Annotated in this window: 5 protein-coding genes; all 5 read left to right on the forward strand. The window is 69.7% G+C overall.

Annotated features, from left to right (window positions below; genetic code table 11):
- Positions 1-493: 493 nt before the first annotated feature.
- The 5 genes from SAM23877_RS31195 (at position 494) to SAM23877_RS31215 (ending at position 16050) form a co-directional block, all read left to right on the forward strand.
- On the forward strand, positions 494-6184 hold the full coding sequence (locus SAM23877_RS31195) for a DEAD/DEAH box helicase (protein WP_159042028.1): 5691 nt from the start codon (positions 494-496) through the stop codon (positions 6182-6184).
- Between the two features lie 11 nt (positions 6185-6195).
- Entirely contained in the window at positions 6196-8526 is a 2331-nt protein-coding gene (locus SAM23877_RS31200; protein WP_244903088.1) for a hypothetical protein, read from the forward strand.
- An 88-nt stretch (positions 8527-8614) separates the two neighbouring features.
- Positions 8615-14602 (forward strand): ATP-binding protein, encoded by a 5988-nt coding sequence (locus SAM23877_RS31205; protein ID WP_053140329.1) that lies wholly within the window; start codon positions 8615-8617, stop codon positions 14600-14602.
- A gap of 653 nt (positions 14603-15255) precedes the next feature.
- Positions 15256-15675 (forward strand): aspartate 1-decarboxylase, encoded by a 420-nt coding sequence (gene panD / locus SAM23877_RS31210; protein WP_053140331.1) that lies wholly within the window; start codon positions 15256-15258, stop codon positions 15673-15675.
- Between the two features lie 30 nt (positions 15676-15705).
- Positions 15706-16050 (forward strand): GNAT family N-acetyltransferase, encoded by a 345-nt coding sequence (locus SAM23877_RS31215; RefSeq protein ID WP_053140335.1) that lies wholly within the window; start codon positions 15706-15708, stop codon positions 16048-16050.
- Positions 16051-16127 lie beyond the last annotated feature (77 nt).

Raw genomic sequence — 16127 nt, forward strand, 5'->3', positions numbered from 1 at the left:
GCTTGTGCGCCAGTTCGGCTCGTGGAAGCTGAACACCGTCACGCCTGGCACTGTCCGTCTGACGCCCACGAATATTTCTGCTGAAGGTACGTAACCTTCCGAATAAACCTATGATGTAGGCCACGTCTCGGATCTCCAGGGGAGGGAGAGCCGAGGGAGCGGCGCGGTCGAGCATGGGCCGGGGCCGTGTGCAAGGGGGGTGTACATGCCCGAAGGGCAGACGGTTTCTGCGGCGTCGCGGAAGGTTGCAGAGCTGGTCCGCGCCTTCTCGTCCGGAATTTCTGAGCGGGAACTGGTCGTCGAGGCCAAGAGGCAGTTCGGCACACTGCCGGAGCAGCGGTTAGTGAAGCTGGTCGCCGAGGCTGTCCGCGGAGGTCTGTTGATCGCTTCGGGGGACCTTCTCCTGCCTGTTGCTCAGCAGGAACTGGTGCGCCCGGCACAGGTGGAGTCTGAACGGCGCCAGCCAGGTGCTGAGTCCGCTGTTGCTGCACGGTTGGACGAGACGTCCGTGCTGCGGACCGTCGCGCTCGACGTCGAAAGCGTCGTACGGACGACGGCGACCGCTCCCTACTTGGAGCGGCACGTCTACGAGGTGGCAGCGGTCAGGTTCGGCGCCGATCGTGAATGGGTCGCTGCGGCGCCCCGCTGGCGGCGGTACCTCAGGTTCCCTGGTGACACTGAGGAGTTGCGTAACGGCAGCGTGCGGGACGCTGTGCTTGGCCAGGGGTTATCCCAGCAACAGGCGTGGACGGAGCTGAGTGACTTCCTGTCGGACGTCGATGTCGTGGTCGCCTTTAACGGCACGACACTGGACTTTCCCGTCGTAAGTGAAGCGGCGAAAGAGGCCGGTATCAGCGATCCGCTCTCCGCCGTGCGCCCCGTCGACGCCCTGTACCTCGCGCACGCCGTTTGGCCGACAGCCCCATCCCACCGACTTCAGGACCTCGCGCTTCAGCTCGACGTCTCCCGTTCGGATCTGCGCGCCCATACTGCGGACGGCGACGCGGTCTTGCTGGTGCGCCTCCTAGAGCGGGCCGCCGCCGAGTTCGCATGCAGGACGGCCGAATTGCGCGATCTCATCGCCGACGTCTGCCCCGACTCCGACGCGTGGCGGCTGCTGCGGGAACTGGCCGAGGGTGAGGCCGCCAACGATCGAGAGCCGCGGGTGTGGGAGCAGGCGCACGTGGCCCGCCTGTTGGGTGCCGAGTTTGGGCAGCACACGCCGCGTCGAACCCCTGGCGGAAGGGCACCGGGCAAGGGCGCCGTGGACGTGCCGGACGTCTTACGGGGCGGCGCCGGCGGAAGGGTCGAGCCGACCGCTCTCGCCCAGGTCGTGCACGGCTCCCGCGTTGAACCTCGGCCTGCCCAGCAGACGATGACGACGACACTGCACGACTGGACCGACCGTGGCGTCAGCGGTCTGCTGGAAGCACCCACCGGCACCGGAAAGAGCTATGCAGTGCTCGCCGCCGCGCTGGACTGGCTCGCCGGTGGCGACAGCCGTACCGCTGTCATCGCCACATACACCAAACAGTTGCAGAGCCAGATGGCGAAGGACATCCAGGACCTGGAGCGGGCCCTGCCGGGCATCCTCGGGGTCGCCGACCTGGTCAAGGGCAAGTCCAACCGGCTCTCCCTCGCAGCCCTGACGAAGACCCTCGCCGAGGCCCCGCGTCGGCGCCGCTCCGCGGGCACGGCCCGCGCCCGCTTCTCCCAACGGAGCCGGTTTCGCGAACTCGCCGTCTTCCTCGCACTGCGCCTGCTCGCGGCCAAGGAGCCCCCGCAGTCCTGGACGGCCAGATCGGTCGACCCGGTGGACCTGCCCGCCTTCTTCACCGACTACATCGGGCGCGGCCTGCCGCTCTGGCTGGAGTCGCTGTCCCAGCGTGACGGCGACTACGGCCCCGCCGCAGGCAACCCGCTCACCGTGCACACCGACACCGTCCGGGAGTCGATCGACAGCCATCGCCTCATCCTCGCCAACCATGCGCTCGTCCTCTCCCACCTGGACGACCTGCGTGCCGTCGGACCCGAGGTGCTTCTCGTGATCGACGAGGCGCATGAGCTGGAGAACGCCGCCACGTCGGCGCTGACCGTGACCGTCGACCACCAGGATCTGGAAGCCTTGCTGCCGGAGTACCAGGCATGGATCGCGGACGCGCACCCGGGCACCGCCAAGGAGCAGGCCGCCGCAGCGATTGCCGACCTCGAACGGCTGCTCGATGACGAACGCCTTCCCCGGCTGGCGGCGCAGGCCTTCGACGCCCAGGCCAAGGGCGTGGGCGTACGCATCGGCAGCCGGGCGACCACGCTCGCCAGCCCCTACGCCGGCACCTCCGGCACCCGGCATACCCGGCGTCTGTCGCTGGTGCTGGAGAGCATTGCCAAGGCGCTCTTGTCCTGTCGCATCACGCTGGAGCGGTACGTGGTCCAGCACGCTGCCGGAATCGATCCCCTGGTACGCGAGCGCCTGACCGCCCTCGCGGAGCACACCGACTCCCTCACCACGGCCCTCGACCGGATCACGGCCGACATCCGCGCCTTTCTCGACCCTGCCCTCACCCTGGACCAGGCTCCCCCTTCCCGCGTCATACATCTGGAGGAGCTGGACGAACCCAAGGCGGAGCTGCGGTCCTATTGCTTCCGTGTCGCCACCAGTCCCGTCGATCTGCCCGCAGCCCCGGAGTGGCGGCGCTACCTGGAGTCCTTCGACCGTGTCCACTACGTCTCCGCGACCCTGCGTGTCGCCGGGGAATGGGATTTCATGCGGACCCGACTCGGGTTGCCCGACGATCTGCCGACGCTGGCCCTGCCTTCCCCGTTCGCCCTGCGTAGCCAGGCCGAGGTCGTGTGCTTCTCCGACTTCCCCTCCTGGGCAGAGCAGGAGGAGGGCGCCCTGCGGACCGTCGCCCACCAGGTCGCCGGATTCGCCACCGAAATGACACGTGTACGCGCCGACGGCAACGGCTTCGACGGCGGCGGCGCGATTCTCACGACCGCCCGCTCGACCGCCGCGGGCATCGGCTTCCACCTCGTGCGGGAGCTGCGCTCCCGCACCCTCGACCCCCCGGTCGTCGAGGCGCTCACCCTCGGCAACGGCAGGGCCTATCAGGCCTTCACCGACCGGCGAGACGGCGGAGGGTTCCTCGTCGGCACCAAGGGACTCTGGCAGGGGGTCGACGTCTCCGACGCCGAGCGGCTGCGTCTGGTGTGGATCAACAAACTGCCCTTCGCACCGTTCGCCGCTCCGATCGTGGAGGCCCGGCGCGCGGCAGTCGCCGAACGCGCCGAGCAGGCCGGCCACCCCGATCCGGAAGGTGCCGCCACCGAGCACTACTACCTGCCGCTCGCCGCGCTCCAGCTGCGTCAGGCGGTGGGCCGGCTCATCCGCTCCGACCGCCACCGCGGCGTCGTCGTCATCAGCGACCGCAAACTCGCGGGAGCAAGCAGCCTGCGCCGCTCCTACCGGCGTGCCTTCCTCGGCAGCCTCGATGACGGGCTGCAGCGCCCCGACCCGGAAACCGGCGACATCGGCGGCGGCAACGTCGCCACCATGGCTGAAGGATGGCGTCGCATCTGGGAGTTCATGGCGGCCCACAACCTCCTGGACCCCGCCCGGGCCGCGGAGCTGTGTACCGACGAAGCCCTCGAACGACAGACCCTCCTACCGCACACCAGGCGCATCCGCGAACTGGCGCTGACCACCGAGGAGACTCGGAAGCTGCGGGAACAGGGCCTGCTTGTGGAGGAGATCAAGGACCGCTGCGCCCGCATCGGAGGATTGCTGCGGCTCGTCGACGAACCCGTGGCCCTCAAGCCGGCCCAGCAGGCCGTCATCGCCGCCGTGGCCGAGGGACGCAACGTACTCGGACTGCTTCCCACAGGCTTCGGCAAGAGCTTCACCTTCCAGCTGCCCGCGCTGGTCCTGCCCGGCGTCACCGTGGTCGTCAGCCCGCTCGTCGCTCTCATGCACGACCAGGCCCTCGAACTGAACCGATCCATCGGGGGCGCGGTCCGCGCGCTCATCTCCCCGCTGCGCGAGTCCAGCAGCAGGGCCGGCAAGACAGAAGTGACGGACCAGCTCCTCGGTCGAGCCGACCACGGTATCCGCCTGGTCTACGTCAGCCCGGAGCGCCTGTGCCAGCGGCGCTTCCGGGAGACCGTCCGCGCGGCCGCGGCGGCGGGCCGGGTGACCCGGATCGCCGTGGACGAGGCACATACCCTTCCGCAATGGGAAGACTTCCGGCCCAGCATGCGCCGGGTCAGCAGGTTCCTGGACGAGCTGCGCCGGGACCACGAGGTGGCGGTCACCGCGGTGACCGCCACCGCCAACAGGGCCATCCACGAGGCGCTGCGCGAAGGACTGTTCGGTCTGCCCGCCGAGGTCCCGGAGCCCGCTTCGGCCGAGGCGACCGCCGAAGCAGAGCATCCCGGAGTCGTCGGCGGGCTCCTGACGGTGCGCGAGAACCCGATCAGGCCCGAACTCGCCGTCTTCCGGCGCTCCCTCGACCGGCTCGGACAGGGAGGTGTGGCCGGGCTGGTGGAGCGCGTCGTCGACGCGCTCGACGGTCACGCCATCCTCTACTGCCTCACCGTCAAGGAGGTCAACACCCTCTACACCCACCTGCGCGAGTACGTGGGTGACGCCGGCATCCGCGTGCTGCGGTTCCACGGCCGTCTGACTGAGGCGGAGAAGGCGGCCGTCATGACGGAGTTCCGGGAGGCGCCCCGGGAAGGCGACGACGGCTTCGTCCCGGTCGTGGTGGTGGCCACCTCCGCGTTCGGGCTCGGTGTCAACCGGCCCGACGTACGCACCGTGATGTGTGTGTCGCCGCCTACCGACCTGGCCGCGCTCTACCAGCAGTTGGGTCGGGCAGGGCGGGACGGCGCGGGCCGGGGGACGGCCGGTGACGGCCCCGTCAACAGCGGTCTCGCCCTCGCGACGAGCCGGGGTCTGCGCATGGTCCGATTCATGACGGGCCAGGAACTGCCCCCGTCGCTGCTCCGGCGCATGGGCAGCCTTGTCCTCGCCCAGCGGGACGGCACGCTCGATCCGGTACGGCTGGCCGACCTGCTCATGGCCGAAGACGCCGCGAGCGGTGCGCTGAGCGAGGCCGAGCTGGACGACCGGCACACCCAGGAGCGCTACCAGGGCGGCATCATGCGGGCGTTCAGCGCGCTCGCCGACCTAGGGGCCGTCGAGGACCTCGGCGACCACCCGCCGTTCTGCGCGGTCAAACCCGGCGATCTCCGACCGGCCGGACACGGTGCAGGAAAGACGCCTACCACTGCAGCGGAGCGCGACGAGGAAGCGGCCAGGTCCGTGCGGCTGGAGCAGACCGTCATCGACACCGCCCTGTCCTGGGACACCCCACGACAGGTCGACGTCCGAGCTCTCGACCGGGAACTCGCCGCCCGGTGCCCCGACTACCGCTCGGTCGCCGATGGACCGTCGGCGACCTGGGAACTGCTCGCCGACCTCCACGACCGTGGGCTCCTGGACGTCTCAGCGGCACCCAGCCGCCGCCTGGTCACCGGTCTGATCACCCGCACCGGCACCCTGCCCGACGGGTTCCTCCCGCTGCTCGGCCGACGCGGGCGCCGAGCCGCCGAGGAACTGGCCAGGCTCCGGAACTTCTTCGACGCGAGCATGGTCTGCGCCCAACGGGTCTTCGCCGATTACTTCGGCGTCAGCGACCTGCCCCAGGGGTGCTGCACCACGGCCCGCTGCCGCTGCTCGGCCTGCTGGGACACCGGCCGCTGGCCCGTGGAGGAGCGGCGCCCTGCCGTCGCCCAGGCCTTCGACAGCCCGCGCCCCCGCGAGGGAGGCGGTGCCGACACCTCATTGCGCGACCAGCGCGTCGACCTCCAGGTCCACCGGCTGCTGCAGCTCCAGCCGCAGGGCGCACACCCGCGCCGGCTCTGGCACGCACTGCGCGGCGACGAATCCTCCTACAACCCGAGGAATCGAAAGATGATCCCCCTGCCGAAGGCGATCCGGGAAAGCCGCCACTTCGGCGGTCGCGCCGATCTGCCCTATGCGGCAGTAGGCGCGAGCCTCACACGGCTGGCCGCGGCCGGAGCCGCGGTCGAGGGCTCGGACAGCCTCTGGCGAGCCGTCCGCCCGGTCCGACACACGAGATCCAGCCGGGCGGGAAGCGGATTCGAACGGAAGGACGGCTGAGCGTGACTACGATGATCACCACTGGACCGGACATCTGGCGACCGTTCGACGGCGAGCCTGTGTTCACTCCGGCGATGACCGGCGGACACCGCAGCACACCCGCCGAGGAACTGGAACGGTTGCGTCGCTACCTGGAGGCGGTCGTGGCAGACCGCGTGTGTCCGGTGCACACCGCGGTCGCCTTCAACGCGGCCTATTTCGGCTACGAATTCGGTGACGAAGGCCACGGCAACGGTCCGTTCGACCTGGACGCGTTCCCTTCCCTGACGCTGGGCGACGAAGTACCGGCCCTGCCCGTCGGGGCACTCGTGCGCATCGAAACCGGATCCGACCCGCTGTACGCGGAGATCGTCTACAAGGAGGGCCGCCACCCCGGCGTCGACGAGGGTGCCGACGTACCCGCGTGGGTGTCCGGGGCACCGGCCGGTGTCCGAGGACCGAGCGAGCTGTCGGAGGCACCGCACCCAGTGCGCCGGGAGCTACTGGTCCCTGATCTCACGGCGTTCGGCCCCGCGCTGCAGCTCAGCGAGGCGAAGTTGCAGCGGTTCCGGGCCCGCCAGAAGTGGCTCAACAAGGACGGCCACGTCGTCGTCGACGCCCGCTACGGCTCGGCGCCGCAGGCCGGGCTCGATGACTACACCGCCTTCGTGCAGCACCTGCTGACCCACCAGCGCGAAGCACTGTTGAGCCCCCTCGTTCCCGCGTCCGTCGCTCACCTGGCCGGGGGTGGCACGGAGGAGCGGCTGAAAAGCGCCCTCAGCGGGCTGCTGGACACCGTCGATCACGCCTTGCGCACCAGCGACAGTCTGCGCAGCTGGGGCCACTACGCACTGACCCGTACCCGCATCGGGGCCGCCCTGGGCCACGACGGGCCGCTGGGCGGCGACGACCTGAGAGCCCTCGCCGGCTCCCTGGAACGCAGTGCGGCCCCTGCCACCCACCGACGGCACGGCCTGAACGGTTCCCGCACCGTGTACACGGCGATCGGGGCGTGGCTGCGCGGCGTCGACGGTGCCGAACCACTGCTGAGCGGAGTGGAATACGCGGTCTCGGTGTGCCGCGCCAACCTGGCGGTCGCGGACTTCGTCCGGGGAGACACGGACAACGGCATACGCGCCGGGAGCGACGTACGGATCACCCTCGACGACGACTTCCAGAACGGTGGCATCTGGCGGTCCCACCACCCGGGCTCGGAGGAGGCGGACGACAGTGATCCGCTGCGCCCAGCGGGACGCGGCTGGCGTGACACGGTGCATCCACCCGCGCCGCCCCGGCCTGTCGCGGTGCCGCACGCACAGAGCGTCCCCCGAGAGGAACAGCCGGAAGACGAACGGTACGTCGATGCCGAACCCGCGGACACCCCGCTCGTGGACGGTGACTGGATCGGTCCGCCGAACTACCTGAGGATCAACGACAGCGAGGTCTGCTGGCAGACCCCGCTGCGTCTCGCTCACCTCATGGAGGACCGACTGCCGTTGAGCCCTAGGGCCCGGGACGGGTTGGCATATCTCGGCACGGATACCGCCGCCGTGCGCGTACGCCTGGAACTTAGCCATCCCGGCGGCGAGCTCGACGCGTCCGAGGAGGTCCAGGAGGTGCTTCTGGATCTCACCGATGAGACCGGCATGCTCCGGAACGTCCAGTGGCCCATCGATTTCTTCCCCGGGCTGTGCCTGTACATCCAGTGGCCGTGCGGCGGTACCGTCTTCCGGGTCCACACCGTCGGACTGGAACACCCCGTCGACATCGACGGGCAACTCGTCGCGCACCGCTACGACCCGGGAGTGCTCACCCGGGAAGGAGCGCCGGGTAGTGACAGGGACGGTGACTCGTCCGCCGGCCTCGACACCCGGCGTCTCGTCCTGCGTACCGTACGACGCTTCGGCCGCCTCACGCCCGACGGACATGCCCTCCTCGACCGGGCCGCCCTCCCTCGAGGCGTCTACGACACAACTCCCGCCCCCCAGCAAGTCACCGCGCTGGAGCAGGCCGTTGACGAGCTCCTCGCCGAACACCACCTGTACCCGGCCATCGGCAGCCGCGGTGCGGACGGCGAGCCCCACCACCCTGCCCGCGACGGTGAGCCGCCCATCGCCCTGATCGGTTACGCGCCGAACCTCGTGGTGGTGCCACGACCGGGCTCGGGTGCCGGCTCGCCGCCGCAGGTCCACGGCGTGGAGCACTTCGTCCACGGTTTTCTGCGGAGGCTGCCCGCGGGCTCGAATCCGACCGATGCACAGCGCGCTGCCTACCGCGAGCACTGCCGCCACGTCGGAAAGGCGGACGGCTGGGAACTGCCACCCGGCTACACCTTCGTCACGGAGCACTCTCGCCGGCGCTGACCCGCCCCGGCCGGACCGGCCCGACATGCGCGCGCCGCACGCCACACCCCCCGCACCCACATCACAGGAAACAAGAGATCGGGACTGAATGACCGCCAGATACGCCGTGGTCGCCAAACCACCGTCCTCCCCGCACGGCACACCGGTTGGACTGCTCAAGGAACTCGCCGTAACGCTCGACGGGCTCGGCCAGGTCCTGGACGCTGCCCTCGACGACCTCACGGTCGGCGAGACGGAACTCGCGCTGAACTCCCTCGGGCCCAAGGACCGGCAGGCCATCATGAGGGGTCTCGGCTTCCGCAAGGTCGAGCCGCGGCGATTCGGGCGCGTGCTCAGCGAGCAGGTGCTCAAGCGGTTGCAACGGGTGGAGCCGACCCACCACAGGCATGCCGTGTCCCACCTCACCGCCCGGATCATGAACGACATCGATCAAGAGGTCGCTGAGCACGGGGCCGCCGGCACGAGCCCCGGTCTCGTGGATCGCTGGGGCGCGTGCCTGCTCCGCCTGGCGCTCTTCTCCCACCTCCAGGCTTCGGCACACGACGCCCGACTGCTCGTATGGGCCGCGGAACACGACTGGTTCGGCATGGAGGCGGACGAGGCGGCACTGGCCGCGGTACTCAAGGTCGCTCAGCAGGTAGTCGACGCGACTCCCGGGTTCGACCACCTCACCGCGCAGGACGAAGACGCGGCGGTTCAGGAACCAAAGCCGACCGCTGCAGTCCCGGCTCCCCGGCTGCCCGATCACATCTCGGCTCCGGAACTGGCCGAGTCCTCAGCGCAGCAGGGAGAGCAGCCCCCTGGTGAGGGGCGCTCCCTAGACGATCTGGCCTCGGCCGAGGAGGAGCTCAAGCACGTCGTCGAGGAGGCACGAGGCGCCGCCGACCGCGTGCGCGCCGCCCTGCTGGACGGGTGCCCGCCCACCGACACAGATTTGGTGCCGCTCGCCACGGTCGCCCCGGCGTTCTCCCACGTGCGGGGCGTGCTCTCCGCACTCGGCGTCACCGGCGTCACCGATCGCCTCACCGATGTCCTGAGGTCGATCGACGAGGTTCGTGCACGCGTTGAACGGAAGGAGAGGAACGCCGAGACCCGTCACGTGGTGGAGACGGTGACGGCCCTAGGCTGCCCTCCGGGCAGTGCGGTGGCCGCGGTGATCGCGGACGCCAGGCAGAGCGCGGAGGCACTGCTCGCGAAGCAGGAGTGGGACGAACAGGACGACGCGTGCGCACACATTCTCACGCTGCTGGTGCGCCTCGCCGGCATGAAGGACCGGTCCGACGCACAGCAGGAGATCATCGAGCTCCAACAGCAGTTGTCGGTCGCACATCCGCCGTACGCTGTGGCCGCCGTCCTGTACCAGCAGATCACGCTGAGCGAGTACAGGACCCCCCACCCCGACACGGCCGCCGCCCCGCAGGGCGAGGAATCCGCCGAGGTTCCCGAGGCGCCGGAACGGGCCATACCCCCGGAGACGGCCACCGCCGCGCAGGCTGACACCGGCATGCCTGAAACGCAGGACCACAGCACCGCCGATTCCGTCCCGGCCGAGCGACCTCCCCGGTCCACCGACACCGCCGAGCAGCAGCCCGCGCCGGAACGGCGGGTCTTCGCCGCCCCCGCAGCGACCGCGGCCGTCGACACGACCACGGAAACAGCCGACGGCACGGGAACGGAGGGTATCGAACCCGTCCTCGCCCGTCTCATCGCCGAGAAGCGCTTCGGGCTTGCCGCCCACCTTTCGCAGGCCGCCGACCGCCCGGACACCGAGGCCGCGGTCCTGCGCCTGGCCGCCGTGGCGACACTGCTGCACTCCAGGACCGGCCGAGCGGCTCAGGTCATCGAGGAGGCGCTGCACGAGTGGGAGGCCCGTAAGGAGAGCGACAGCGACGCGCTGTCCCTGCTCCTGCTGCCCACGCTGGTCCGGGCAGCCCTAGTGACGGGTGCGCCCGTGGTCGGTGCGCAGCTGAGGGCTCTCACCCCGCAACTGCCCGATGCCCTGCACGAGGTGGCCACCATGGTGGCAGAACGCGCACTGCAGGGCGCACTGCTCATCGCGCCGCCCCATGCCGTTGTCGCCGATGTCTCCCACACCGAGGGCGAGCTGCGCGCGGCCGTGGACGCCTGCCAGGCTCTGCTCACCGTACCTCGGATGCGCTTCCAACGGGCCAGCGCCATGGTGCAGCGCTGGCTGGCGCCGACCGGTCTGCTCGGCAGCGTGCTGACCGCCATCGTGGCCGGGGCCCCGGACGCCGAGCACTTGGCCGACGAGCTGCTGGAAAACCTCGCCCGCCGAGCTCAGGTCGAGGCGGCGATCGACGAGATGGACGCTGCGCTGCGCGGGCCGGGCGGTCGTGGCATCCAGGGGTCGGGCCGCAACAACGTCCGCCACTGCCTCGAGCGCGTCCGGGATGCCGTTCGACAGTGGCGTACGGTCAAGCGCGACTTGGAAGCAGGACGCGGGGAGGGGAACGTGTGGGCGTTCCAGTCCGTCGCATCCCTGCGCCTCTCCCTCCTCGGCCTGCGCGAACGGGTCGCCGACGACCTCACCGCGGCCGAACGCAGCTCCGCCGTCCTGGCGAAAGCCACCGCTTACGTGGCGCGGGACCTGTTTGCCGAGGTCTTCGACGGGCTGGATGCGAACAGTCGACCGGTCGAGAGGGGATCCGAGCAGGACGTTCAGATGGTTCTGGACGCCGAGCTCCACAAGGCCGAGCCAGCCGTGCCGGGCGAGAAGCCGACCTTGCACGGCTTGCTGAAGGCAGTGGACCGTACCTGGGACGACGCGATCGAGCAGCAGCTCGCCCGTGACGAATTCGGCGTGATTCGCACCATCAAGGACCTCGCGGACTTCGACGTCCTTCCTGCGGCCCACACCTTGTCGCTCTCGGAGGAGCGTCGCGCACACCTCAGTGCGTTCGAGGAGGAGCGCCGCGCGGCGCTCGCCGAGAAACAGCGGCAACTGGCCGCCCGGCTCCGCCGGTCCCAGGCTGACGAGGCACTCACCGTCGAACAGGACGTCAGCCTCCAGGAGCTGCTAGCGGACGCCCGAGCAGACCTGGAGCACGACCGGCCGGGCGAGCTGGCCGCGGTCCGCCGCAACCTCGACCGAGTCGAGGAACTGCTGCCCCGCTACCGCGAGGAAGCCGCCGACCGGCTGCGCGCTCGCCTGGCCGCGTTGACGGACGTGAGCGCGGAGAACCGCGAACGAATCCTGCGCAATCTGGACACCGACAGCCTGGCCACCGCGGCCGAACTCGTCTACTTCCTCGAACTGGGCGAACCGGTACCGGAGATCAGGTCCGAGGACTCGCACCTGGAGGCGTTCTTCCCCGCCGTGCCGGACTCGCTGCCGGGCGGCATCGATGCTGAGCTGATCGCGGCCGTCCGCGCCCGTGGCCGGTTCGGCGACCACGCCGTGCTGGACTATGCAGGACTCTCGGAGGAGGAGGCCGAACGGGCCGCTGCGGCCCTGAAGTTGTGGAGCACGCTCGCCGCGACGAAGGACCGTATCAACATCAATCCGCGCGAGAGCCTCAATCCGGCTCTGGCCCTCCTCGGATACGAGGCCCGGCGCGCACGGCCTCTGGACGATCTGCCGCGCGGCAAGGACTACCGGTTCTTCGAACTCGCGCCCGTGCACGTCACCGGCCGTGCCTGGGCGCCCGCCTTCGGATCGCAGATCAAGGACCGCGGCGGCAAGCTCCGCGCCCTGCTGATCTGGGGCCGGCCTGCGGCCAAACTGCTCATCACCCGCGCTCTGCAGGACCCCGACGAGAGCAGTCTGCTCGTCGTCCACTTCGGGACGCTGGACAGCAGAACCCGTAATGAGCTGGCCGCCGCCTCCCAGGACACCAAGCCGATCATGGTGGTGGACGACGCCGCGCTGGCCTACCTCATCGCGCACGGCAACCGGCGGGTGGATGCCACGACCGAGACGCTGCTGCCGTTCTCCGCAGTGAACCCGTACATCAAGGAGAAGCGGGGCCAGATCGGCCGGGAGATGTTCTACGGACGGGACCGCGAGCGCAAGAGCATCCACGACCCGGCGGGGACCCAGATCCTCTACGGCGGCCGGGGTCTCGGCAAGTCGGCCCTGCTCGCCGACGCGGGGGACCGCTTCGAGGAACAGCGGCCGGGGGCCTACCGCCAGCTCTACCTCAACCTGGACAAGATCGGCATCGGCCGGGGCACCGCGCTCGGTGCCGAGGCCATCTGGCCCACCCTCGACCAGGAGCTGATCAGGCAGGGAGTCCTGGAGGAGCCCCGACGCCGGGGCCCACAACAGGAATCATGGCAGCGGGTCACCGACGGGATCGCCCGGTGGCTCGCTCAGGATCCCGACCGGCGGCTGCTCATCCTCCTCGACGAGTGCGACCGCTTCTTCGAGGCAGACGTCCCCGAGTGCACGGAGACCCGCCGGCTGCGCGGTCTGGGTGAGGACTCGCGCGGCCGGGCCAAGGTTGTGTTCGCCGGTCTGCACTCGGTGCAGCGCTTCACCCGCCTCGCCAGGAACGGCCCGTTCAGCCACCTGGCGCAGACCCCGACGGTCGTCGGACCGCTCTCCCCACAGTTCGCCGCCGACCTGATCGTTCACCCGATGCGTGCGCTCGGCTTCGAGTTCGGCGACGTCGACCTCGTCAACCGGGTGCTCGGCTTCTGCTCGTACCAGCCCTTCCTGCTGCAGATCTTCGGCAGCAGGATGGTGCAGGTCATGCAGGACAAGCGTGCGCGCGCACCACTCGCGCCGCCTCCGTACACGATCGAGGAGTCCGATGTCGACGCGGTGGAAGAGGACACCTCGCTGCGCTCGGACATCACCGCGGCTTTCAAGGACACCCTCGCCCTCGACGACCGCTACCACGTCATCGCCAATGTCCTTGCCCAGCACGCCCGGGACAACGGTCTTGAAACCCGGCTCAGTGACAGGGAGTTGCGGGAGGAATGTGCCGGTTGGTGGCCCCGCGGCTTCGAGCACCTGGACAGCGAGGGTTTCCGTGCCTATCTGCAGGAGATGGTCGGCCTCGGTGTCCTGGCGCCGAACAACGACGGGCAGGGCTGGCATCTGCGGGGGCCCAACGCGCTGCGCATGATCGGTACCGCGCAGGAGATTGAGGCGCGGTTGCTGCGGGCGGAGACGGAGTCCCGGCTGGAGGAGACCGTTGTCCTGGAGAGCCGTCCGGACCTCTACGACGGCAGGTCGGCCCCCCTCACCGTCAACCAGATCGACTACCTGCTGGGCGAATACGTCAACCAAGTTCGCGTCGTTCTCGGTACTCAGGCGACCGGCATCGTAGATGTGGAACGGACCCTGCGTGAGGTGACGGGCAGGGTGGCGGGCTGGTCCGTGCCCGCGATCGGAAGCGCCAAGACGTTCCGCAAGGAGCTCGCCGCCGGCCGCGCGGGCGAGCGGCGACTGCTCATCAGCGATCTCTCGCTGGGCAGCGAGAAGTCCTGCCGGGAGTCCTTCGACCTGGCCAGGGCAGTGCTGCCCGAGGCCGCTGAGGCGACCCGCTCTGTGGTCCTCGTGTCGGGTGTGGAACAGCTCGGCTTCTGGTCTGGCCTCCTCACCGGTCCCGACGCCGACCACGACACCATCGTGGTGTTGCGACGGCATGACCTGCGCAGCCTGAAGGACTGGACGCAGCGCCACAGCCTGTGCGAGACGGAGGAACGGCTGACGCGCCTGGCGGAGGCGACCGGTGGCTGGCCGTACCTGCTGGACAAGGCGTTGCAGCTGCGTGATCGCAGACCGGACCAGGAGCAGGTGCTGGCGGACCTGACGTCGTGGCTGGAGCAGAGCAGCGGCGCCGAACAGTTCGTCGACGCCGTGGGGCTGCTGGAGAACGACACCCTCAAGGCCGCCTACGACGGGGTCGTTGAGCAGCTCGGTACCGACTGGCATGACGACGCCTACCTCGTCACCGCGGCCGAGATGGCTGGTCTCTCGTCCAGGGAGGCACGCGGGGCCGTCGTCCGTCTGGAGGCCCTCCAGGTGTTCGACCGGGACGGGACGCGCCTGCGCGTGGAGCCGGTGCTCCATACAGCGCTGGGCGTACTTGAGGCCAAGGTCTGACCAACCGGGTGGGGCCAGGATTGCGCTTGGCCCCACCGAGACTCGACCAACACACCCGCGTCCTGTCGGCGGCCACAATCGTAGTACCGACGGGGCGATCTACTGTTGACCCTTTTCCAGCTCGCTGCCCAGCTTGCTTTGCCATAGGAGACGCTTGGCGCTGATAGTGATGACTGGGGAGTGGGTTAAGCATTCGGTCGGCCCCGTCGTGGCAACGGAACGAGACGGCTCACTGGTCGCGAGAGCGGCGGGGGCTTCTCGGTCGTAGAACTGAAGGTTCCGGAAATCTACTGGTACGACGCGAAGGCCGTGCGCCTGACGCCGGCCGTGTGAGCTCCTCGCGAGTCTTTCGGGCTGCAGTGCGTGCTCCCGGGCAGCGAGTCATCCTGGGACCCGCATGCGTCTCATGCGGCGTCAGATAAGTCAGCATCTGGTCAGCATTAGTTCCCGAACATCCTGAAAAGGCTGTCTAAAGGCACCTGGTCGGTGGCGTCGCAACAGCCTGGTTGGCGCGGAAGCCCAGGCAGGGGGCCCTAATTCCAATGAGAAGCGATGTTCCTCACAATCGTCGACTTCGACGAGTGCCCGTGTAGAGTGAAGACCGCCCTTGACCTGCAGAAAGCTGGCAGGGAGCCGTCTTCCAGGAGTCCAAAGTGCTGCGTACTCTGTTCAAGTCCAAGATCCACCGTGCCACCGTCACCCAGGCCGACCTGCACTACGTCGGCTCCGTGACCATCGACGCCGATCTGCTCGACGCCGCCGATCTGCTGCCCGGTGAGCTCGTGCACATCGTGGACATCACCAACGGTGCCCGGCTGGAGACGTACGTCATCGAGGGGAAGCGGGGGTCCGGGGTGATCGGGATCAACGGGGCCGCCGCCCATCTCGTCCACCCCGGCGATCTGGTGATCATCATCAGTTACGCTCAGGTCACCGACGCCGAGGCGCGGTCGCTGCGGCCGCGGGTCGTGCACGTGGACGGCGACAACCGAATCGTCGCCCTGGGTGCCGACCCCTCCGAGCCCGTGCCGGGGTCGGATCAGGAGCGCAGTCCGCAGGCCGTGTCGGCCTGACGTACCGGACCGGGGACGAGGAGCGTGGCCGTGGGCGGGATCGAGATCCGGGACGACCGGGCGGCGGGCCGGCTGGAGGCGGTCGGCGCCGGCGAGGTCGTCGGCCGCATCGAGTACTTCGTGCTGGACGCCCCCGAGCGCGCCCTCGTCCCGGTGCACACCATCGTCGAGCCGGCCCACGAGGGCCAGGGCATCGCCGGTTCCCTCACCCGTGAGCTGTACGCCGCCGCGCGGCGCGAGGGCGTCGCCGTCGCGCCGTTGTGCTCGTACGTCGTCAAGTGGGCCGAGCGTCACCCGGACGACGCGCCCGCGGTCGACGCCGAGCTGCTGCGCGCGGCGAAGGAGTGGCTCGAGGCGCATCCGGAGCGGTTCTGAGCCGAGGCCCGCGACGGAAGAGCGGGCATCGACCGGCCGTGCGCCACCGCCCGGGGCGCGGCCCACGGCCCCTACGA

It is taken from the genome of Streptomyces ambofaciens ATCC 23877 (genome assembly GCF_001267885.1).
Lineage (GTDB): Bacteria > Actinomycetota > Actinomycetes > Streptomycetales > Streptomycetaceae > Streptomyces > Streptomyces ambofaciens.